Origin of the sequence: Halobacteriovorax sp. GB3 (genome assembly GCF_028649655.1) — a bacterium.
Lineage (GTDB): Bacteria > Bdellovibrionota > Bacteriovoracia > Bacteriovoracales > Bacteriovoracaceae > BSW11-IV.
Genome location: NZ_JAQSLN010000003.1, coordinates 1,147,030 through 1,167,561 on the forward strand (window position 1 = coordinate 1,147,030; position 20,532 = coordinate 1,167,561).

Sequence of the window (20,532 nt, forward strand, 5' to 3'; positions counted from 1 at the left end):
TGCCCTATGACTGAGTTAAGTAATCAACAACTAATTGCATGGCCTCTCTAAAGTCTTCTTTTTGTGAGACAAGGGAAATTCTTGCCGAGTTAGGTAATCCAAAAGCAATTCCTGGAACCATTGCGACCCCTAATTTATCAAGAATCTCTTCACAAATTTGAATCGAATAATCTTCGCTTTCATCAGTAGAGTTTTTAAATCTTTCCATAACAGGACATTGAGAAAAATCGATCATATAGTAAAAAGCAGAGTTTGGTTGATACCAAATCTTACCTAAACTCTGATCGTGCAGACAATCTCTAAGTAAATTAGCATTCTCTCTTAGGTGCTGTTTAATAGGTTCTAAAAACCTTTCAATATTTGAAAAATCAAAACTAATTAAGGCCTTTTGAACGAGACTGTTTGCGCCGGAAGCAGTTTGACCTTGAAGTCGAGACATCGCTGAAATTAATTCTTTTGGTCCATAACAATAGCCAATACGAAGACCTGTACAAGCAAGGTTTTTTGAAATTCCATCAACAACAATTGTTCTCTCTAGGAGCTCTGGATGTTGTTGATAAAAATAAGTTGGACCCGGATCAAAGAAACTCAATTCATAGTAAATCTCATCACTAATGACATAGAGATCAGGATGTCTTTTTAATAATTCTGCAAATTGATTCATCCACTCAGATGAGTAACTTGTCCCCGTTGGATTATTAGGACTATTGAGAATAATCGCTTTTGTTTTATCAGTAATTGATTTTTCAATGGCCTCAATATTTGGAACGAAAGCATCATATATAGATGTCTCAACAAAGACAGTCTGACCACCATAGAGATTAATAATCTCTGGATAAGAAACCCAAAATGGAGTGATCACAACAACTTCATCTTCAGGATCGATGATAGAGGCCAAGATATTGCTAATAACGTGTTTTCCACCATTACCTACAATACAATCGTAATTGCAATCTTTTAAACTAACTCCCCTTGATGTTTCAAAGTAGTTTAGAAGTTTTGTACGAAGTTCAGGATAGCCAGGCACAGGGCTGTACTGATAACTTTTTAAGAAATCAGATTCACTTTTTATTCCATCAATGAAGTCACTCATTGGACGAAATGGAAGTTGTCCGGCAGTTAGATTAAAAATTTTTCGCCCTTCATTTGTTAGCTGAACGGCCTTGGCATTGAGCTTCAGAGTCATACTTTCTGAAATATCAGAAACTCTTTTACTTAATTTCATCCGTATCTCCTAATTTATTTTGTAATCTCTTTAGAATTGAATCTGGAACAAAATCACTTACATCTGTACCGTGTTTGAAAATTTCTTTAACAAGTGAAGAAGAGACGTAATAATTATCTCCTTCTGTTACAAGAAAGACCGTTTCGATATCAGGAAATAATTTATTATTCATTGAGGCCATTTGAAATTCACTTTCAAAATCCCCTGTCGGTCTAAGACCTCTTACAATAGCGCCAATATTATTATTCTTAGCGTAGTCAACGATAAGACCACCCCAAGAATCAACTTTGACCCTCTTATCATTTTTAAAATGATCTCCAATCATCTCGACTCTTTCTTCTGTTGTAAAAAGAGGTCTCTTCGAAGGAGAAATGGCCACGAGAATTGTCACTTCATCAAAGAGATTGAGTGCTCTTTTTAAAATACCTTCGTGCCCCTTAGTAAATGGATCAAACGTCCCCGCGTACATGGCCTTCTTAATCATGTAGGATTTCCTTTTCAATTTTTACTAATTTTAACAAAAGATAGAATTTTTAGCTACGCTCTTGAAGAACAATCGTAGAGAGCAATGTAACTTGTCCCTTGACGGTAAAATTTCTTAGCTTCCATAATTGTGAGATCGAGCAGGTCTTTTTGTTTAACACCCTTCTGTTCATCACTTTCAAGCCAAAGCTCTCCAATAAACCAGTGCTTTTCTAAGACTTCTTCTATAATTAATTTATAGAGACCCTTAAGCTCATAAGGAGGGTCAAAGAAAATAACAGTGTTGAGCTTTCTTTCCACTTCCCAGTGGGAATAAAGGAGCTCAAATTGACTGATCCACTTTTCCGCCTTTTGGGTTTGGATGAGGACCTTTTCTAAATCGAGACCACTTCTTTCGAGAGAAGAGAAGTTTCTTTTGAGGTAATTGCTGACTTTTTTATTTCCCTCGATACACATAACGGAATTGGCACCACGTGATAAGGCCTCGGCTCCCATCGCACCTGTTCCAGCACAAAGGTCGATAAAGTGCACACCAGAGAGGTCCTGATGAGCATCAAATATTTTTCGTCTTAACATGACTGATGTGGGACGGACTTCATCCCCTTTAGGAACTTCAAGGGCAAGACCTTTCGCCTTGCCCCCTAAGATTTTAATGGCCACAATATGAACCTTTTTTTTCTGTTTTCTTAAGCTGCTTTCTTTGTAGAAGCTGCACCATCAGAGGTCAAAGGAATTGTGAATTTTACACCACTTTCCATCTCAACTGTACAACCCTCACTACCATCAAGAGTAAGGTTTAGTCCGTTCATAGAAATTGTAAGCTTTCCATCAACAACGCTAAAAGTTGCCTGCTCTTCTCCTACTGGAAAAGTCATATTCATATTCATTTTTCCAGAAGCGCTAAAGCTCATATCTGTCGCACCATCAGAACTCACAGAGCTCATCGTAGGCGCTTCATGACTTGTAGCAGAAAGAGGTACGACATTATCGATCGTCTCTTCTACAAAGTCTTCTTCACTAAATGTTGTTTCCTCTTCCATTACTGGAGAATCCTCAGTCGTTGCCACCTCTTCCATTACTGGCTCAGATTCAACTTCTTCACTCATACTCACTTGTTCAGCAGCAGGTTCACTTACTTCAACATCGTCAACAAAGCTATCAACAGCATCATCAATTTGAGATTCTGATTCACTAGTAACAATCTCTGTTTCAGCTCCGGCATTTTCAACTTCTTGATCGATCACATTTTGCAGAGAGTTACTCTCAGGTGCATCCAATGAAAGCTCTTCCTTCATTGTTGGACCTTCACTAGCACTGTCATCAACAAATTCTTTTTCTAGTGACTCAATCTCATTCATAATGTCTTCAAGCTCTGAGTCATTAAACCCTTGCTCTACTGTTTCTGCCATTGCTTTTTCTAGTTCATCATTATCCATGACCATGCTCCTAACACCATACGTCAAGGCATTTATGCCTAAACAAATACCTAATATCCTTTTCGTCTAGTGATGTAAGAATCTTTAATAAAATATATCCCTAAAGATTTTAGTAGGTTAACAGGAACACTTTGAGAAAAACCGAGATTTTCACATGACTTTTCGTATGAAATTCGATATAAATGCGTGCTCGTTTCAATGGAATTTTAACACTAAAAACAGCATAGCAATGTGCTTAGGGTTTACCTCTTGAATAATAAATCGTTTAAGGCCAATAACTGGCTTAACATAGACTCTGACTCTAAAAAGAGTACAAGTGAGGAACTTCCGCCTCTGCCACCAATGGTAGAAGCGAAAGTCGAAGATACTCCTCTATCTTGTGAATCAGAATCAATGTTTAGTCTTGGTCAATTTCTTATTCCAGAGTGGAAGGGAGAATCTCTCTTTTCCAAAGAGGCAATGCGAGTTAAGAACCTCATGGAAAAGCTCTTTGACGATGCTCTTGAGCAAGTTGAAGACTTCAGCTCTAGAAATAGATCAACGAAAATTGCTATTTTCAATGAATTCCTTTCTTATGCTCATGAAATGGACCTAAATGACCTGGCCATTGATAACTTCAACGACTTTTGGTCTGAATATGCGAATCCATTTTCAAGCGATAAAGTAAAGATTGATAGCTTCAAAAAAGTTTTCGCTTTTAGGGCCATCACAATTTACTTATTTAAAATCAGATTCTTTACGCTTATTGGTAACAACCAATGCCACTCAATCACTTCGAGCGACTACCTAACTCCGGACTATTGTCTGAGAAAGATTTTTAAGAAAGGAAGTTCGAGTGAAATTGATAGTGAAGCACTCCAAACAAACCAATACAGTTGGTATAGACCTGCGAGTCGCCTTAAAGAAACAATTCACGAAACAGTGATTCAAATCGAGAAGATCAGCCTCGCTGAAATTCTTAAATTATGCAGACCAGAGACTTTTAACCTTGGACACTACAACCCAAGGGATAACTTCTCCCACTCTCTTTCTACGAGATCATTTGGTCTCTTTCTCAATCAATTAATGATTGAATTCCCAGCATGGGTAGAAAATAGAAAAATAGGTGCCCTTAACAGCAATTCGCAACAAGTAAAAGCGCTCAATACATTCTTTAGTGGCGATTATCTTCAGTCTCTATCGGGAGCTCACTGGCTCGCCCAAGAACACAACAGTCAATTCAAATGGCGAGAGCTTCTTTGCCCTGACTTTATTGGAGACAATTATCAAGAAGGTAGCTTCTTAAAAATTTGTCACGAGCTTCACTTTTTAAGCTTTCTTGTCGATCTTGCTGATAAACAAGGACACAATCCTGTTTCAATGATCTGCAACGTCTACAAGCAGAAGATTTCATCTTCTAGAAATAATGAGATTGGTCAGATTGGTTTATTTGATTCAACAAGCAATGGTGACATCGCCTATGATCGCCTTCTCATTAACCTTGTTCACTTGCCAAAGAAAAACCCTCACCACTTTCTTTTAACGAAAGTGAATCAACTTGGTAAAAAACTGGCTTCTAATGGGTATCTCTATCTCTTTTCTAATCAAAAGCTCTTTGTTCCATCACAGAGCGAAAAGCTAGAGCAGCTTCTTCTCGAATATAAAGTCGAAGCAAATTTCAACCTTGAAGACCTTAAAGGAAGAGGTGAAATTCCAAACTTCCTCTACGTTTTAACAAAGAGAAGGCCACACCAAAGGGCATTTTATAACTCGAGTGTGAAGTCTCAAAAAGAATCACTTCTAAGCTTTAGAATGGCCGGGGACTTATCTCTATTTGGAAAGTTTCAATCATTTGTTGAAGAGTTCTTTCAATTCTTTGAATCGAAAAACCCACAAACGACTCCAGTCTATCAAAGTGAACCACTCGAGGATCTCACTCTTGAATTTCATCAAGATGCCATTCTCGAAGGAAAACTCCTTAGCTCAACGACTTCCGCTCAAGGTCAAGTAACGCACCCAAATTACTTCAAAAACTTAATGAAGTCTTGTGTGCCATTTGATCAATTCTTCAATATTGAGAATTTACAAAGTGAGACGAGTCTAAAAAATAAGAATATCACTTCAGAGCTTCTAGGGATTACATTCAGACAAGAAGAGCGCTTTCCTTTTCTTCTTATTGTCGATTACACAAATGAAGCTCAGATTAAAATTGAACTTACAACTTCTGATCTTTATAAGGCCAAGCTCGAGCAATATGGGCAGGCTTATTTCCAATATTTTGGTCTAATGCCAAAAAGAGCTGATATCAATATCAACCTCTTTAGAGAGTTCTTCAACACTCCTATTGGAAACCAGGTTGTACAACTCTCGCTCAATGGCGGGCTAACAAAAATTAAGTCAAAGCTAAGAGCTCTTTTGATCCCTAAATTCTTTATGGATAATAGCTTCTTACCAAAGCACCTTGCTCCGACACTTAATTTCTTACAGATTGATCAGCAAGAACTTCTTAACTCTCACCCAAGAGATATTGAGTCTAGCTTTTCAGATACAAAGCAATATCTTCATTCAATTGGACAAAAGTACCCATGGCATAGCCTAAGTCTTCTTTCTAATTTTAAATACCACCTAGAGGCTTGCCTTCAAAGCTTACAAGAGCACGATGTAAACTTCTACAATCCTCTTATTAAAGAACCTCTCTGTCGCCTAGAGACAGTTCCGGTTTACCCAAATAACAAAGAGGTTTACCTATCAATTGAGGCAAAAGATCCAAGTGATATTCACGCGCCTCTCTATGATGTCTCCCTCTCTAAAGAGGGCGATAATGACTGTCTTGAGATCTATACATCAATGGATAATTGCATCCTTAAGATTTTCTCTGAACCTGTTATGCTAGGTTTCATTCACTTTGTCCTCTCTGGAGCAAAGGGAACGAAAGTCTCAAGTATCATTCAAGGTCTTAGAGTTCCTTCTATCGAAGAACTTAGTTCGATAGTTGATAACTACGATCTTATGACTAAAACAATCTCAACTGTTCATACGACAACAGATCAATTAATCGGTCAGATTCTTTCTCAACAAATTTCGACTCATTAATCTCTTTTAAATTATCAAAAACAGATTACAATAGATATATGGGTGCCCAAAAGTCCAAGAACCTAGAGCTTGGAAAACTACAGAAAACGATCTATTCAAACCTTAAATCTAAGGCAGAATCCTTAGAGGGTACCGTTTCAAAAGAGCTTATTTCTTATCGCAAAGACCAAGAGCTCTATGAGAAAAAACCTTTTTCTCCCTGCAAGTTTGAAACTCTTCTTAAATCGATCAATCATTCGCATATCATTTATCTTGGGGATTTTCATACTTTTGACCAGTCCAGTAGAAACTTGCAAAGACTCATAAAAGTTTTAGCAAAGAATAATAGTGGCTACGTTCTTGGTGTTGAATTTATCCATCAAAAAAATCAACAGATGATTGATAGCTTCTTGGCCGGTCAATTAACAGAATTAGAATTTCTAGAGTCGATTCAATACCGAGAATCATGGAGATTTCCTTGGACTTATTATCGACAATTCTTTGAACTTGCAAAGAAGTATAAGATTAAAATCTATGGACTTAATACTGATGGAAATCTTAAAAAGAGAGATCGCTTTGCAGCAAAGATTCTAGCAAAGATTCATAAAAAAGCCCCTGATAAAAAGATCCTTGTGCTCTTTGGAGAATATCATATTCTACCTGATAAACTTCCAAACGATACACTTGTCGAACTTAATGGAAATGTTCACCAAACGATCATTCACCAAAATTTAGACTCTGTTTATTGGAATATTGCTAATACGAAAGGTGGTACAGATCGCCTCGTCAAATTCTCCAATAATGAGTTTGCCCTTCAAACCTCTCCTCCTTGGATTAAATACGAGAGTATGATTTATTGGTTTGAACATCTTGGTGAAGATCCAGAATTTGATATCCACGAATTTATCATGGAAACGGGTGTCTTCACTTTTAATAGCAATGCTATGGATAACTTTGTCTTTATAGCAGATCAGTTGAACTCGACATTGAAATTAGAGCTATCCTCTTCAGATATTGAGGACTTCAATCTCTATGACCATGAGAGACTAGAGTTTGTTCAAAAGAAAGTTCAGGGACTTGATTCAAAGACTCTCCAGTCATTCTACCTCAAGTTGTTAACGAGAAACCGCTCGTTTCGAATTCCTGGAACTAAGAATTACTACTGCCCAAGCTATTCAATCAACCGACTGGCCTATCTCGCCGGTGTTCACCTCTATCTTCAGCTTCTTCACAAGCAACAGAAAAGTGAAGACGATTGCCTGATCGGAACAAGACAATATACAAAATTTATCTTCTTCTGCTACCAATCTTTCATGGGTTATTTTTCTTCCAAGATTATTAATCCCTATAGAAAATGTGATCGCTACCAAGACTTTTTAAAGTGTCTTCGAAATAAGAAGACAAGTGCTTACGACAAGAAAATACTTCGACTCTGTCTTCGTGTTATCGACTCTAAAACAAAGACAACAGATATCTTTAATGGTGTAAACATCCTTGATACTTTCCTCGTTGCGAGAAAGATTGGCTACCTTATGGCCGATGATTTCTTCGAAGAGATCTTTCATAGAGACCACCAGAAAACGCAGATCGTTCTCGATACCCTCTTCTCATTTAAATTTTGTCCTGAAGAATTTGAGAAGCTCATTCACGTTATCTTACCTAGAACAAGCTATAGAAAAGCAAAAAAAACCCTCTTCTAAGAAGAGGGTTTGAAATTTATTAAATTGATTGTTTCAACTGCTCCATGAGCTCTCTTTTTGTCCCCTTCGTCACATTAACGAGGCGGACTTCTTTTTGGTCTTGCTCGACAGCATATGGTTTGTCGCTAGCAGCAGCGTGAAGCGTGATCTTCATTCGAAGTCCTACGACTTCAGAGCTCTCCATAATATTGTCGTACTGAACCTTTCCACCAACTTCAGAGATAAACTCTTCAGTTAATTGAAGTGCCAGCGGCATCTCTGATGAATTATCCTTGAGACCTTTGTGAGAATTTAGAAATTGCTCATCAAATCCACGTCCATAACATTGAATATCTGTTACGATAAGGCTTCCAAGTTTTCTTCCCTCAACGATTACTCTCTTATCAGCACTTCCCTCTTGTGATGCTTTAATTGCATAGAGAAGTGATTGGTAGATCACCTGCTCAAGAGTTTCTTCGTCAGCTTTTACAAAGAGATCTCCCTCACCTTGAAGTTCAATACGAACACCTTCAGCGAGAAGTTTATTAGAGAGATGGTCGACGACTTTTGAAGAAACTGTATCAAGAGAACATCTTAACTCTTCTGAAGAGTCATCAACAGTATATTCTTGGTCAATCTCGTATTCAGCATTCGCTTGTGCTTGGATACCATCCGTCTCTTGCCAGATTCTTTCAATTTGAGCTTCAACTTCTTCTTTTGAACCTTTAAGAAGCTCAACTTTTCCAACTTTGTCAGAAAGATTAAGTGACTTAACTTTTCTCTGAATATCTGAATTATATTTAGAAAAAAGCTTAGAACAATAGATGAGCTCGTTTTGATTGAGGGCCGTCTTAATAATGTCTTCAACTTTAGAATCAGTTGTAAAATCTTCTGAAGAGAGTTCTCCAAGAGCTTCATCTTCAATTTCTCTATTTTTAGCTTTAAGATTTCTTCTCTCAAGAACTTCCCATAAAAGAAGAAGTGGAAGAAGAAAGGCCAGTGAAAAGAACGTTACTTTTAAGTTCGAAAGAACTTCACTTAGTTTAACTTTGAAAGAGTCGAGACTCTCAAGGACAGAAGACTTCCCTTGTTCGATTCTCTGAAAGCGAGGACCAAATTCATTAATGCTCACTCCAGCAACAAGTGCCTTAGACTCTGCTTTGAGAACTTTTGTATGAAACCAATGAACATCATTGGCAAGGCCATTAAGTTTTTTACCAACTTTATCAATATGCTCGGCCAAATTGTCTTCATAGGCAGCAATAACATCGGCCATGCACTCTTCAGTAACATTTGTAAAAGCAGCTTCTAAGTATGGGGAGTACTTATCACCTAGCATTCTTGCCGTATAAGATTGATTCACACGATTAAAACATGTTTGAACCCCGCCCTCTAAGACGGAAGCTTTTTTAAGCTTATCTGATGTCTGATAGACACTGTACGTTGAGCCCAAAAGTCCTACCGTTAGGCCAATTATTGCAAACGGCTTTAAAACTTTCGTTTTCCCCAAAACGTCTTTCATATGATTTCCTTCGGCTAAATCCATATAACCTATTGATAATTCATTAGGCTCGCGTCAAAACGCAAAACACCTCTTCCAATTCTCACAATTCCCCCTTTAGCAGTCAAGAAAGGGATAAAAATGCCTTTCCAATAAGTACCTGAAAAGTCACAATAAGACTGATGGAGAACCGAAATAAAGTTTCAATTAATATCGATATAAGTACCTTATCCGTCCTGGCTTCTCTTTTGCTCCACGGATTTGTCATTGCTTATTTTTCTTATATCAATGTTCCCAACCAAAAAGCTCCATCTTCTCCAAAAAAACCAAGTATCAAAGTCATAAACAAACCCAAAATTCTTGGAAAAAAAGACTCACCCATTAAACACTTTCGCCCTATACCAAAACAGGAATCTAAAAAAGACCAGCAACTAGACTTTAGTTCGTTTCAACCCCAGAAGAAAACGATTAAAAAACTCAAGAAAGTACAAGTTGAAAAGAAAAAGCAAGGAAGTCCCGCAAAATTTAAAACAACTTATGGAAAGAAGAAAATTACTCCTGGTAACCAGCTCAGCAGCGAAGTCTATAATAAGGCCCAGCAAACATCTGAGGCAAAGAGAGTTCTCTCAAACAAATTTCTAGTCCCTCAATTTATGCCACCCGAGGGGATTAGCGAAGATGAATTTAATAGTTTTGATAAAATCTACTACTCTTTCATCAAAAGAACCTATGAAAAATATGTCAATTCACTTGTCAGCTCCTACTTTGAACTCTTAACAGAAAACCCTGGGCTAAAATCTGAAATTGAAGAGCAAAAGCACTACATCACTGGTCGAGCGACTTTTGATAAAAGAGGAGATCTCGTTAGTATTTATATTCCGAAGTCTCAGATGTCAGACTCACAAGGAGTTTACTCACTCTTTGAAAGAACGCTTAAGGCCATCGAGGCACTTCCCAATCCTCCAAAAAGCTTCTTTGGTAATCAGGAAACGATGACAATCCACTTTAGTCTAAGAATTAATTGAAGTATGTCTTATAAGCGATAATTCCCGCACCTAGAAAAATCGTAAACAAAGTCGATGGTCTAAAAAATGAAAGACCTAAATCTTTAAAAATCCCAAGGGTAAAACGATAATTTCTCTGTCTTTTGATTTTCTTCTCATGCTGAAAATGCTTATCAAGAGCAGAAGTCACTTGATCAAGCTCAAGATTCATCGAATCTTTCATATCATCTGGCAGTAAATAAAAAGGGATCGCCCTTTCCACCACGGCCATATCTTCTTGAAGACGTTTCATTTCTTTTTGGCAAAAAGAACAAGATACGATGTGCCCTCTTAAGAAATTTCCCCTTTCAGAGTCTTCTTGTTGGAGCAAGGTCGAAAGTGATCGAGAGTGAATACATGACTTTTTAGAATTAATTGTGCTGGATTGCATGTCCATAGAGATTTGCGCCCTCCTTAGTCCCAAGAAAACCACTCAATTTATTCTTTGAGTCGAAATACAGGGTCGTCACTTCAAGCTTAGTTAAATTAATAATTGAAGCGACTTCTTGACTATCAAGTCCAAATTTTTGCATTAAGAAGAGAACCGCCCTCTGCTTTGCTTCCAAAGCATAAAAAGCGCCATGCTCTCCAAAATTTAGAGTTGGCTGCAATTGAATGAATCTCTTGGTGGCAAGACCATAGATAACCTTCATTACAACTTTTTTTATTTCATAGATTTCTTTTTGAGACATCTCAAAATCTTCAACCTCAACTAAGTTGATAAGACGCGCTTTGGAGTCTCTATCAGCAAAGAGAAATGCAATGCCATCGACGATTAACTGCTGGGCCTGAAGATCATCAGGAATCAAAGCGTAAGCGAAGGGGTATAGTTCAGTTGAAAAAGATGTGATTCTTTTTTTTATATCATTAACTTTCACAATAAAATTTTAGCAACCACAGTGAGAAAATCAAAGAAATTTTACCTTAAATTATCTAATAGTTGTTTACCTGATCGTTTTTATCGAGAAAAACCCACTCTATGTTAAAGTTTCTTATCTATTAGTCCGATATTAGAGTTGAGGTAGGTTTTAATATGAAAAAAACAATGACTCTATTCACCGTTTTAGTTCTTCTCGCTTCCCTAACCGGTTGTCTAACGAAGAAAGTCTCTAAAAGTAGTAAGTCTTCGACGACGATCACTTCACCAACCGATAATGGAGATTCTTCTAGCGGGGGGGATTCAACAAGTGATGATACGGACCCAGGTAGTGAGCCAGGACTCGATAATGGTGATGCGACAGCGGAATATTATAGCCTTGAGCTCATTTTACACGGAACTTTTAGTCCAAATAGATACGCATCGACTTATACAAATGGAATTATGTGGTCTTCTCAAAGAGATTTAGCTTCTGTTGATAGAGAGATTTTTAGAACAGATTCTACTTTTAATGTTCGCGTTGTCGTTTTAGAGAACCCACCACAAAATCAAAATGATACTCATGGTAATAGATGTAAGTACAATGACTCTTATAGCAAACTCAGCGTTTCAGTTTGTCTACGTCACCCAGAAGGATCGTGTATTCAAACTCATACTTTTGATCAAGTGGGTGTCGATCAAGTTTCTAAAGTTAAAGTTTTTAACAACCCTCCGATATCCAATGAGCCACTAGTGCTTGAAGTAACCAATATTTCATCTGATTACCACTGCCAAAACAACTCGGCCTATTGCCCAGTTGTGGCCCATATCGATGAAGGTTGTATGCGCTTTAAACTGCAATTTTCAACTGACTATACAAAAGACTTACCAGGTGAGCGCTACTAGAAAGTAGCGCTTTTTTTTATAAGAGATCAATAATTTTATCGGCAAGATTCTTCGAAACGGCCTTTGAAACTTCAACAAGAAGTCCAGGACAAGTGATGTTCACTTCGCTTACATTGTCGCCTAAAATATCAAAAGCAACCCAAGGAACACCAAAGTCCATGAGCTCGGAGCAAATCCTCTCGCAGGCCTTTCTTTGAACTTCATTCAATTCAACCGAGTGATAGCTCGCCCCTTGAGCAATATTGGCCAAGAACTCCCCTTCTTTTGGAACTTTTAGAATCGTTCCAAGCTCAATCCCTTTGAAAAAGAGAGAGCGAATCTCGCCCTTAGCGACATCTTTAACAAAAGGCTGAACGACAATGGCACCACCACTCTCTTGCACCTTTCTTTCAAAATGATCATACAGAGAAGAGTCTCTTTTTATCTTTTCAACCCCAAGCCCTTGGTAGAGATCCAGCGGTTTCATAATGAATTCTTCTATTGTCTCTAGCCTTTCACTGTACTCTTTAAAAGCACTTAGTGAAGCACCAACAAATGTATCGAGGGATTCTTCTTGCTCATAAGCGTAAAGTTTCTCATTAAAGGCCATGATACCAACTGGAGCATTAATAACTTTGGCCCCTTGTTTTTGCCATGTTTTCAACATCCACAGATATCTTTGATAGCGAGAATCATAGGGAGGGTCCAAACGCATGTGGAGAACATCTCCAGGACTAACCTTTATTTTTTTGGCTTCTTTTAAAGTAAAGTGACTTAAGTAAGGTCCCTCCCCCTCAAATTCGCCTTCAAAATCATAAACTTTAATATTGGAGACTTCGCGGTTTTGGCAGAAGAAATCTTCTTCAAAAAGAAGAGAAACATCAATGCCACGCTTTTTCATTTGAAGCGCTAACATGAGAGTGCTGTCTTTTTTAACAACGAGCTTCGAAATGGGATCGAGAAAAAGAATATGCTTAACTTTTGTTTTCATAAAACTCCTTATTTCAAGGAGCTATTTTAGCTGAATCACTCAAGGTTTTTGAAGAGAAAAGCAGAAAAACTCTTATCTTTAGAAGATTTCTTGAAAAGCTGATACTCACTTTCAATAAATGTGAAGTAGTCTTTAAGATTTAGACCTTTTTTCAGACGCAATTGATGAATTCTTTCGCTTTCAGATTCATAAGTCATATAAGCTGCAAAAGAGGCATTATTCCACTCTCTTTTTAAGGCCGAACACTTTTTCAATCCAAGGTCCTGGCACTTTTTCGAAATCCTAGGATTGAAAGTTGTCTTTACAAAATTCTCAGTAAAGTTAACAGCATCCTCTCGCTTACTAAATTTCTTCTCTTTTAAAAGAAGATCTAATTGTTGTGCGAGAGTGACAATTTCTCTAGAAAGGTCTTTTCTATTTTCTCTTTGCCTTTCTAAGTCCTTCTTTTCATTATCTTTTAGAGCAAAGAACTCTATGGCCATTTCCTTTCCAAAGTAATTTGCTAAAGACTCATTAAGCTCAACTTCATTTTTAATAAAGAAAATCGTATGAAAAAGTTCATGAAAGATTAATTCCCCCAATTCGAATTCATCAAATTCAAAAAAAGAAGAGAGAATTGTATCCGTAAAGTAACCCAAAGTTGAATACGCATAAACGGGACGAATGTAACTAACATATCCCTTTTTTAATTCTTGCTCTCTAGCATAGTTTTTAGCCGATTTAAGCTCATAAAAACCAAGGTATGGAAAACATCCCATAAACGGGAAACATTCCTCCTGGGCCGATATACGATCATATGGAGAGGTAATTACTAAATAGGTTACAGCTTTTTGCTCTAAAAGAGTTGTTTTGGAATAAATCTTACTTGGTTGGCGATCAAAGTAAGAATAAAAGTGCCCTTTATATTTTTGAACGTTTCTAATTTTACTTTTTACTTCGCTCGGAATTGAGGGATCACTTAAGAGCTCATCATTTTTCTTAGCATTCCAAAGTAATCCAAGTTGACCACTCCCCTGTTCGTAGAGGTAGGACATTTTGGCACAAGAAGTGAGAAGCAAACAAAAAAGGAGAACTCTAATCATTGAAACATCCAAGTAAACCCTGCAGTGTACTTGATGTAGTCCTTGGCCTTATTGAAATCATCGGCCGGAAAGAGTGTTTTAATAGATCCTGTGATTGAAAGAAGCTTTGTTAATTTCAGTTTTAATGAGAAAGTTCCAAAAATGGAGTCTTCTCTCGTCTTAACTTTTTCACCTTCGATGAAAATATCAGCTCCTCCCGTATCGTTTCGATAGGTCTGTGAACTATAGTAAGTTGCAAATTGGCGAGCATACCCAAGGCTTAGTGTTGGAATGAGAAAGGAGTCCTTCCCTGCAAAGGCCTGACGAAGACCAATACCAAAGTATTCACTCTCAACGTTGGACTGTTCAGAGACTCTTGTGAAATCGGTTCCCGTTAACTTTGTCTCCGTATTATTTGTCTCGATATCTTTTGAAGTAGAGTAATTAAACTCAAGTGCCGTCAAAGAAAAGAAGTAAGAAGCGAAACTCACAAAGTAAGCACGCGAAGTACTCTTGTTCTGTCTTTCCGTTCCATAAGTTTTTTTATCGTAGCTAAATTGACCGTCTAATTCATAAAAGGCCTGTGAACTTGAGATTAAAAGAGAGATAAATAGAATAGTCTTCAGAGTTTTCATGAATCTATTCTACATTTTTTAAAAAGCAGAAATAAAAAAGGGGCAAAAACGTGCCCCTAAATGAAGTTTATTCTAGATTTAAATCGAAATTACCAGAGTTTATAGTCGACGCTCTCGCCTTTTGGAGCTCTTCTTCCCCAGTCCTTTACAAGTTCACCTTGGCAAGAAAGGGCCGTCGCCTCCGTGACACGAACATCTGCCCAGTGCCATTTAAGGTTTTGCTCATCTGTTTCAGGTAGAAAGTGAATGATACGGTTACAATTTGTTCTTCCTTTCCACTTCTTTTCGCCCTTGAAGATATTGCTACCACTAACAAGGATTCTATAAGTGTTCCCAACCATTTTTGCTCTAATATTCGCCTGAATTTTTAGCTGGTGTGCCTGAATCTCACGAAGTCTTGCTCCACGAATATCATCAGTCAGGTGATCTTCCCAACGAGAAGCTCTCGTTTTCGATCTTTCAGAATAAGCATATGAGTAGATAAAATCGAATTGAGCCTTATCGAGTAAATCAAGTGTTGCCTGGTGCTCTTGTTCCGTTTCATTAACAAAACCAGCGATAATATCTGTTGATAAAACGATATCAGGGTTGGCCTTTCTTAGTTTTTCAAGAAGACCAAGATAGTGCTCTGGAGTATATTCTCTGTTCATTCTCTGAAGAACAGTTGCCGATCCTGATTGAACAGGTAGGTGGAGATGGCGAGAAAGCTTCTTCGCTTCACCGTGAGCGGCGATAAGTTCATCGGAAACATCATAAGGATGTGAAGTCGTATAGCGAAGTAGCTCTAATCCATTAACATCCTCAAGCTTCATAATAAGTTCAGCAAGGGATTCATTATTCTCTTTTCCATATGAGTTAACATTTTGACCAAGAAGCATGACTTCTTGAATTCCTGAGTACTCAACGAGCTTTCTCACATCATCATAGACTTCTTGCAGGCGACGAGAGCGCTCTTTCCCGCGAGTATAAGGAACAATACAGTAAGTACAGTACTTGTTACATCCTTTGATGATATTAACAAAGGCCTGAGGAGTTCCGTGAGTAATCTTAGTGTCGATTGAGAAATCACTCGATCTGTCCCAAGAATTTACAGAGAACTTACTATCTCCGGCATAAGTTCTAAAGACCATATCGTTAATTGAATCAATTGTGTCTGGACCAAAGGCAAAGTCGAGATGCTGGTATTTTTTAATGAGATCTTTCCCTTCTGTCTGAGCAACACAACCTCCAACACCAATCACAAGTCCTTTATTCTCTTTCTTTTGATGCTTAAGATTTCCAAGATGAGAATAGAACTTATTATTAGCAAGGTCACGAACAGCACATGTGTTGAACAGAACGAGATCTGCATCTTCAACAACTTCAGTTTGGGTGAAGTTTAGATTCTTGAGGTGAGAGAGTAATCTTTCAGAGTCATGGTAGTTCATTTGACAACCAAAAGTCTTGATCCAAACTTTTCGAGGAGGGAAAACAAGATCCCCCATACGAACCAGACTTTCTCCAGTCGAATCATCTTTGAACCACTCTTCTTTTGGTCCACTTGAATCTCTTAGCCCAAGACCTGTTGGATTTAATTCACTCATTTTTCACTCCAAGGCCAGAAAATGAGAATTTGAAAATAGGAACATAAAAGAAATAGGTCCATAGAGTGTATGGATATGTCATTTTGGTCCCCTCTTTCATTCGTTCTCAGTTATAAAATCTGGCGATCTAAAAAAGGTATTATAGAATTTGGCGCAAGTTACCAATATTATTAATTACTGGCAACGTTTTTTTTGCTACACACAAATAAATCCTGCCCAATAACAATGTTATTTTAAATAGTTATGAATATGAGATGTAAAAAAGACCTGTGGGTATGACGGAGATTTTGGCAAAAAAAAAAGCCCCGATAAGAATCGGGGCTCTTTTCTAAATCGAATTACTTCTTTTTAGCAGCTTTTTTTGTCGCTTTTTTAGCAGCAGGCTTCTTAGTTGCAGCTTTTTTAGCTACTTTTTTTGTAGCTTTTTTAGCAGCTGGTTTCTTTGCTGCAGCTTTTTTAGTCGCTTTCTTAGCTACTTTTTTCTTTGTAGCTTTCTTAGCTGTCTTCTTCGCTGCTTTTTTAGTAGCTTTTTTTGCTACCTTTTTCTTAGCTACTTTTTTCTTTGTAGCTTTCTTAGCAGTTTTCTTGGCCGCTTTCTTAGCTACTTTTTTAGTTGCTTTCTTAGCAACTTTTTTCTTTGTCGCTTTCTTTGCTGTTTTCTTCGCTGCTTTCTTAGCTACTTTCTTAGTAGTTTTCTTTGCAGTTTTCTTAGCAGCTGCTTTCTTAGTTGCTTTCTTAGCTACTTTCTTTGTAGCTTTTTTAGCAGTTTTCTTAGCAGTCTTCTTCGCAGCTTTTTTAGTTGTTTTCTTAGCTACTTTTTTTGTTGTCTTCTTAGCAGCTTTCTTCGTTGCCGCTTTTTTGGTTGCTTTTTTAACAGCCATTGACATCCTCCTGGTTTTCAACACTTATATTTTTAGAATAAACACAAATTTTCTTCAACGCAAATAAAAAAAGAGTGTTTCTCTTTAAATTCTACTTCACTTAAAGTTTTTGCATTCTATTCCGATCTCGGTTTATTGTAAATTTTCCTTTAGTAAAAAAAAGAACAAAGAATCAAACATAGCTCTACAACGTAAGTTACAACGATATTTTTTTTTAGAAAAAGCGATCAAAAATGAACTTCCCTCTCGTTTTTCTTTCTTTTTTTTATTTTTTAGACAGTGTGAAATTTTTAACAAGACAAAAACGAATCATAGGCTAAAACTGCCTATCGATGGGCAAAAAGAGCAACTTTTCGCCACGAAAAGTTGCCTATCTTTTTATAAAACAGAATGATTTTTTAGGAAAATTGAAATGAAATTTCATCGTTAACGATATCGACTTTAACCTTTCCACCTTTCTCTAATTCCCCAAAGAGAACTTCAGTCGAAAGTGGCTTCTTAAGCTTCTGATCGATGAGTCGAGCGATTGGTCGAGCTCCCATTTTTGGATCAAAACCTTCTTTTGCAAGCCAAAGTTTAGCCGATTCACTAACTTCAATCTCCACATTTTTAGTAGAAAGCTTACTCTCAAGTTGCATTAAGAATTTCTCTACAATTTGGACAAGGAATTGATCATCAAGCTTATTAAAATGAATGATCGAGTCCAGTCTGTTTCTAAATTCAGGAGAAAAGTATTGCTTAATTCTCTGATCTCGACGATTCACGTTCACATTTGTGTTCGATCCAAGACCAATACTTCCAGAATCCATCTCTCTTGCACCGGCATTTGTCGTCATAATGATGACCACATTTCTAAAGTCAGTACTTCTTCCTTGAGCATCTGTAAGAACACCATGATCCATAACCTGAAGAAGGATATTAAAGATATCAGGGTGAGCCTTTTCGATCTCATCGAGCAAGAGAATGCAGTGTGGATGCTTCTTTACAGCGTCAGTTAAGAGTCCACCACTTTCATATCCAACATAGCCAGGAGGAGCTCCGATGAGCTTACTGACAGTGTGTTTTTCCATGTATTCCGACATATCGAAACGCTCTAAATGACTTCCAAGTTGAATCCCCAGTTGTCTTGCAAGCTCTGTTTTCCCTACCCCAGTTGGACCGGCAAAAAGAAAACTGGCCATTGGCTTATCTTCGTGACCAAGACCTGATCTCGACATTAAAATGGCATCACTTACTTTTGAAACGGCTTCATCTTGTCCATAAATAAGTAGGCCTAGGTTCTCTTTGAGACTCTTAAGCTTAACTTTTTCATTGGACTCAACAGAAACTTCTGGAATTCGAGCTAATTTTGCTACAACTTGCTCGACATCCTTCTTAGAAATTGAAGATTTTCTCTTCGATGCAGGTAAAAGTTGAATTCTCGCACCCGCTTCATCGATGACATCCAGAGATTTATCTGGATTTTTCCTGTCGCTGATATACTTTTCAGCTAAATCAACCGCAGCTTTGAGAACTGTATTAGGATATTTCACTCCGTGGTGCTCTTCAAAACGTGGTTTTAATCCTTTTAGAATTTTATATGTATCTTCAATTGAAGGTTCATCGATATCAATCTTTTGAAATCTTCGTGAAAAAGCATGATCTTTTTCAATGAATTTTCTATATTCCTCGTGCGTTGTTGAACCCATGCAACGAATTCTTCCCGCAGAAAGAGCTGGCTTTAGAAGATTGGATGCATCCATACTTCCACCAGTCGTTGCTCCCGCTCCCATCACAGTGTGGATTTCATCAATAAAGAGGATCGTCTTATCTCCACGGTCATTTCTTTTTTCTAACTCGCGAATAACCCCTTTAAGTCTTTGCTCGAAGTCTCCTCTAAATTTAGCTCCGGCCAAAAGAGCGGCCATGTCTAAACTAAAGATCGTTGTTCCCTCTAAAACTTCAGGAACCGCATCATTGACGATTGCAAAGGCAAGTCCTTCAGCAATTGCAGTCTTCCCAACACCGGCTTCCCCCACGAGAAGAGGATTATTCTTGCGGCGGCGACAAAGAGTTTCAATAATGCGAGTGATCTCCTCTTGTCTTCCAATTAAAGGATCAATCTTATTTTTCTCAGCCAGTTTATTTAAGTTAATTGAAAACTCTTCAAGAGCCGTTTCTTTTTTCTTCTTATGAGAATCTCCCTCTTCAGCTTCATGCTCAATTAAGTCAACTTCATCTGCTTCTGAGGTGATTGGCTCATCAACACCATGGGCAATTGCTTTAACAACATCAAAGCGCTCTATGCCCTGCTTATGAAGAAGGTATAGGGCAAAACTCTCTTTTTCCTGGAAAAGGGCAACCAATAGATTAATCCCTTTGATTTGCCTCTTGCCTGCAGACTGAACATGAATGGCAGCTCGTTGAATGACTCTTTGAAGAGAAAGTGAGATCTCTGGTTGATACTGGATTCCACTATCCGCTGCTAATTTTCTGAGTTCTTCATCTACAAATTGCTTTTCGCTTAACTCCTGAATCTGAGAGTCAGAGAGAATACTAAAGTTGGTTGCATCATCAAGAAACTGCATAAGCTCGATCTCAATTTCTTTAAGATCTGCTCCACAGGCCTTGAGGACATCGATAACTTCCTCATCATCGAGCATCGCCAAAAGAACACCCTCAAGAGTTAAATACTCATGACGTAGTTCATTGGCTTTTTTAATGGCCTCGTTAATAATGATTTCTAATTTTTTAGACATAGTTTTCCTTATTTTTTCCTACTCAGGTTCCATAGAACACTTGAGCGGATGTCCATTTTCTTTAGCTTCTTGCTTAACTTTTGTCATCTTCGTCTCGGCAATCTCGTGGGTATATACCCCACAAACTCCTCGACCGTTTTGATGAACATCTAACATAACTTGTTTGGCCTCTTCATAGTGCTTTCCAAATACTTTTTGAAGAATATAAATAACAAACTCCATTGTCGTATAATCATCATTATGAAGAAGAACTTTATATCTTTGAGGTCTTTTAAATCTCGTGCGCTCTATCGTGACAACACCAGTTTCTCCAGACTCCTCACCTTCTTCACCTAAGATGGGGTCGATTTTCCATTCGTCAAGGTTGTCATTTGAACTGCCTGCAATCATTTTTTCTCCATTTCATTACGTCTCCCTCTATTATCCTTTTATTGCCAAGGGATTTCAAGGAAGTCTAATAGATTTCAACCTCTTAAATTAACAA

Annotated in this window: 18 protein-coding genes; 4 read left to right on the forward strand and 14 right to left on the reverse strand. The window is 37.7% G+C overall.

The window, feature by feature from the left end:
• Nucleotides 1–4: 4 nt before the first annotated feature.
• From HBN50_RS11900 to HBN50_RS11915, 4 genes are read right to left on the reverse strand one after another with little or no spacing between them, the layout of a single operon-like run.
• Complete coding sequence (locus tag HBN50_RS11900; protein WP_273870278.1) at nucleotides 5–1,225, reverse strand: pyridoxal phosphate-dependent aminotransferase; 1,221 nt, start codon at nucleotides 1,223–1,225, stop codon at nucleotides 5–7.
• Nucleotides 1,212–1,709 carry a pantetheine-phosphate adenylyltransferase gene (gene coaD / locus HBN50_RS11905; RefSeq protein WP_273870279.1) on the reverse strand — a complete coding sequence of 166 codons (498 nt, stop codon included), beginning with the start codon at nucleotides 1,707–1,709 and terminating at the stop codon, nucleotides 1,212–1,214. Before coaD ends, HBN50_RS11900 begins: the two co-directional genes overlap by 14 nt.
• 53 nt (nucleotides 1,710–1,762) lie before the next feature.
• On the reverse strand, nucleotides 1,763–2,368 hold the full coding sequence (locus tag HBN50_RS11910) for an RsmD family RNA methyltransferase (RefSeq protein ID WP_273870282.1): 606 nt from the start codon (nucleotides 2,366–2,368) through the stop codon (nucleotides 1,763–1,765).
• 26 nt (nucleotides 2,369–2,394) lie between these two features.
• Entirely contained in the window at nucleotides 2,395–3,144 is a 750-nt protein-coding gene (locus HBN50_RS11915; RefSeq protein ID WP_273870284.1) for a hypothetical protein, read from the reverse strand.
• Nucleotides 3,145–3,393: 249 nt separating this feature from the next.
• On the opposite strand from HBN50_RS11915, the gene HBN50_RS11920 reads away from it, so the two are divergent.
• Nucleotides 3,394–6,216 carry a hypothetical protein gene (locus HBN50_RS11920; protein ID WP_273870286.1) on the forward strand — a complete coding sequence of 941 codons (2,823 nt, stop codon included), beginning with the start codon at nucleotides 3,394–3,396 and terminating at the stop codon, nucleotides 6,214–6,216.
• 38 nt (nucleotides 6,217–6,254) lie between these two features.
• Nucleotides 6,255–7,895 carry a ChaN family lipoprotein gene (locus HBN50_RS11925; protein ID WP_273870288.1) on the forward strand — a complete coding sequence of 547 codons (1,641 nt, stop codon included), beginning with the start codon at nucleotides 6,255–6,257 and terminating at the stop codon, nucleotides 7,893–7,895.
• A gap of 19 nt (nucleotides 7,896–7,914) precedes the next feature.
• Here HBN50_RS11925 and HBN50_RS11930 read toward each other — a convergent pair whose 3' ends face one another.
• Entirely contained in the window at nucleotides 7,915–9,396 is a 1,482-nt protein-coding gene (locus tag HBN50_RS11930) for a hypothetical protein (protein ID WP_273870290.1), read from the reverse strand.
• A gap of 227 nt (nucleotides 9,397–9,623) precedes the next feature.
• On the opposite strand from HBN50_RS11930, the gene HBN50_RS11935 reads away from it, so the two are divergent.
• Nucleotides 9,624–10,400: a hypothetical protein gene (locus tag HBN50_RS11935; protein ID WP_273870291.1), complete on the forward strand. Its 777-nt coding sequence runs from the start codon at nucleotides 9,624–9,626 to the stop codon at nucleotides 10,398–10,400.
• Here HBN50_RS11935 and HBN50_RS11940 read toward each other — a convergent pair.
• Both HBN50_RS11940 and HBN50_RS11945 read right to left on the reverse strand, forming a co-directional pair.
• Nucleotides 10,393–10,815 (reverse strand): hypothetical protein, encoded by a 423-nt coding sequence (locus tag HBN50_RS11940; protein ID WP_273870293.1) that lies wholly within the window; start codon nucleotides 10,813–10,815, stop codon nucleotides 10,393–10,395. The genes HBN50_RS11935 and HBN50_RS11940 overlap by 8 nt on opposite strands.
• Complete coding sequence (locus HBN50_RS11945; RefSeq protein WP_273870294.1) at nucleotides 10,790–11,296, reverse strand: hypothetical protein; 507 nt, start codon at nucleotides 11,294–11,296, stop codon at nucleotides 10,790–10,792. The genes HBN50_RS11940 and HBN50_RS11945 overlap by 26 nt, the downstream gene beginning before the upstream one ends.
• A 155-nt stretch (nucleotides 11,297–11,451) precedes the next feature.
• On the opposite strand from HBN50_RS11945, the gene HBN50_RS11950 reads away from it, so the two are divergent.
• On the forward strand, nucleotides 11,452–12,180 hold the full coding sequence (locus tag HBN50_RS11950; protein ID WP_273870295.1) for a hypothetical protein: 729 nt from the start codon (nucleotides 11,452–11,454) through the stop codon (nucleotides 12,178–12,180).
• 16 nt (nucleotides 12,181–12,196) lie between these two features.
• Here the strand turns inward: HBN50_RS11950 and HBN50_RS11955 are convergent, their stop codons facing one another.
• The 7 genes from HBN50_RS11955 to clpS form a co-directional block, all read right to left on the reverse strand.
• Nucleotides 12,197–13,150 carry a hypothetical protein gene (locus HBN50_RS11955; protein WP_273870296.1) on the reverse strand — a complete coding sequence of 318 codons (954 nt, stop codon included), beginning with the start codon at nucleotides 13,148–13,150 and terminating at the stop codon, nucleotides 12,197–12,199.
• A 35-nt stretch (nucleotides 13,151–13,185) separates the two neighbouring features.
• Nucleotides 13,186–14,232, reverse strand: coding sequence for an aminopeptidase (locus HBN50_RS11960; protein ID WP_273870297.1), 1,047 nt, complete (start codon nucleotides 14,230–14,232; stop codon nucleotides 13,186–13,188).
• The gene (locus HBN50_RS11965) at nucleotides 14,229–14,846 is read right to left on the reverse strand and encodes a hypothetical protein (protein WP_273870298.1); all 618 of its coding nucleotides are present in this window, start codon (nucleotides 14,844–14,846) and stop codon (nucleotides 14,229–14,231) included. Before HBN50_RS11965 ends, HBN50_RS11960 begins: the two co-directional genes overlap by 4 nt.
• A gap of 89 nt (nucleotides 14,847–14,935) precedes the next feature.
• On the reverse strand, nucleotides 14,936–16,429 hold the full coding sequence (gene miaB, locus HBN50_RS11970; protein ID WP_273870301.1) for a tRNA (N6-isopentenyl adenosine(37)-C2)-methylthiotransferase MiaB: 1,494 nt from the start codon (nucleotides 16,427–16,429) through the stop codon (nucleotides 14,936–14,938).
• 338 nt (nucleotides 16,430–16,767) lie between these two features.
• Nucleotides 16,768–17,310, reverse strand: a complete 543-nt coding sequence (locus HBN50_RS11975; RefSeq protein WP_273870304.1) for a hypothetical protein — start codon at nucleotides 17,308–17,310, stop codon at nucleotides 16,768–16,770.
• A 398-nt stretch (nucleotides 17,311–17,708) separates the two neighbouring features.
• Entirely contained in the window at nucleotides 17,709–20,048 is a 2,340-nt protein-coding gene (gene clpA, locus HBN50_RS11980) for an ATP-dependent Clp protease ATP-binding subunit ClpA (RefSeq protein WP_273870306.1), read from the reverse strand.
• A gap of 18 nt (nucleotides 20,049–20,066) precedes the next feature.
• Nucleotides 20,067–20,438, reverse strand: coding sequence for an ATP-dependent Clp protease adapter ClpS (gene clpS, locus HBN50_RS11985; protein WP_273870308.1), 372 nt, complete (start codon nucleotides 20,436–20,438; stop codon nucleotides 20,067–20,069).
• Between the last annotated feature and the right edge of the window lie 94 nt (nucleotides 20,439–20,532).

What these genes read in the sequence shown, in the direction of transcription:
- HBN50_RS11930 (WP_273870290.1), bottom strand. Translation starts at nt 9,396, where the DNA reads ATGAAAGACGTTTTGGGGAAAACGAAAGTTTTAAAGCCGTTTGCAATA.
- HBN50_RS11900 (WP_273870278.1), bottom strand. Translation starts at nt 1,225, where the DNA reads ATGAAATTAAGTAAAAGAGTTTCTGATATTTCAGAAAGTATGACTCTG.
- HBN50_RS11915 (WP_273870284.1), bottom strand. Translation starts at nt 3,144, where the DNA reads ATGGATAATGATGAACTAGAAAAAGCAATGGCAGAAACAGTAGAGCAA.
- HBN50_RS11940 (WP_273870293.1), bottom strand. Translation starts at nt 10,815, where the DNA reads ATGGACATGCAATCCAGCACAATTAATTCTAAAAAGTCATGTATTCAC.
- HBN50_RS11925 (WP_273870288.1), top strand. Translation starts at nt 6,255, where the DNA reads ATGGGTGCCCAAAAGTCCAAGAACCTAGAGCTTGGAAAACTACAGAAA.
- clpS (WP_273870308.1), bottom strand. Translation starts at nt 20,438, where the DNA reads ATGATTGCAGGCAGTTCAAATGACAACCTTGACGAATGGAAAATCGAC.
- HBN50_RS11965 (WP_273870298.1), bottom strand. Translation starts at nt 14,846, where the DNA reads ATGAAAACTCTGAAGACTATTCTATTTATCTCTCTTTTAATCTCAAGT.
- HBN50_RS11955 (WP_273870296.1), bottom strand. Translation starts at nt 13,150, where the DNA reads ATGAAAACAAAAGTTAAGCATATTCTTTTTCTCGATCCCATTTCGAAG.
- clpA (WP_273870306.1), bottom strand. Translation starts at nt 20,048, where the DNA reads ATGTCTAAAAAATTAGAAATCATTATTAACGAGGCCATTAAAAAAGCC.
- miaB (WP_273870301.1), bottom strand. Translation starts at nt 16,429, where the DNA reads ATGAGTGAATTAAATCCAACAGGTCTTGGGCTAAGAGATTCAAGTGGA.
- HBN50_RS11975 (WP_273870304.1), bottom strand. Translation starts at nt 17,310, where the DNA reads ATGGCTGTTAAAAAAGCAACCAAAAAAGCGGCAACGAAGAAAGCTGCT.
- HBN50_RS11950 (WP_273870295.1), top strand. Translation starts at nt 11,452, where the DNA reads ATGAAAAAAACAATGACTCTATTCACCGTTTTAGTTCTTCTCGCTTCC.
- coaD (WP_273870279.1), bottom strand. Translation starts at nt 1,709, where the DNA reads ATGATTAAGAAGGCCATGTACGCGGGGACGTTTGATCCATTTACTAAG.
- HBN50_RS11960 (WP_273870297.1), bottom strand. Translation starts at nt 14,232, where the DNA reads ATGATTAGAGTTCTCCTTTTTTGTTTGCTTCTCACTTCTTGTGCCAAA.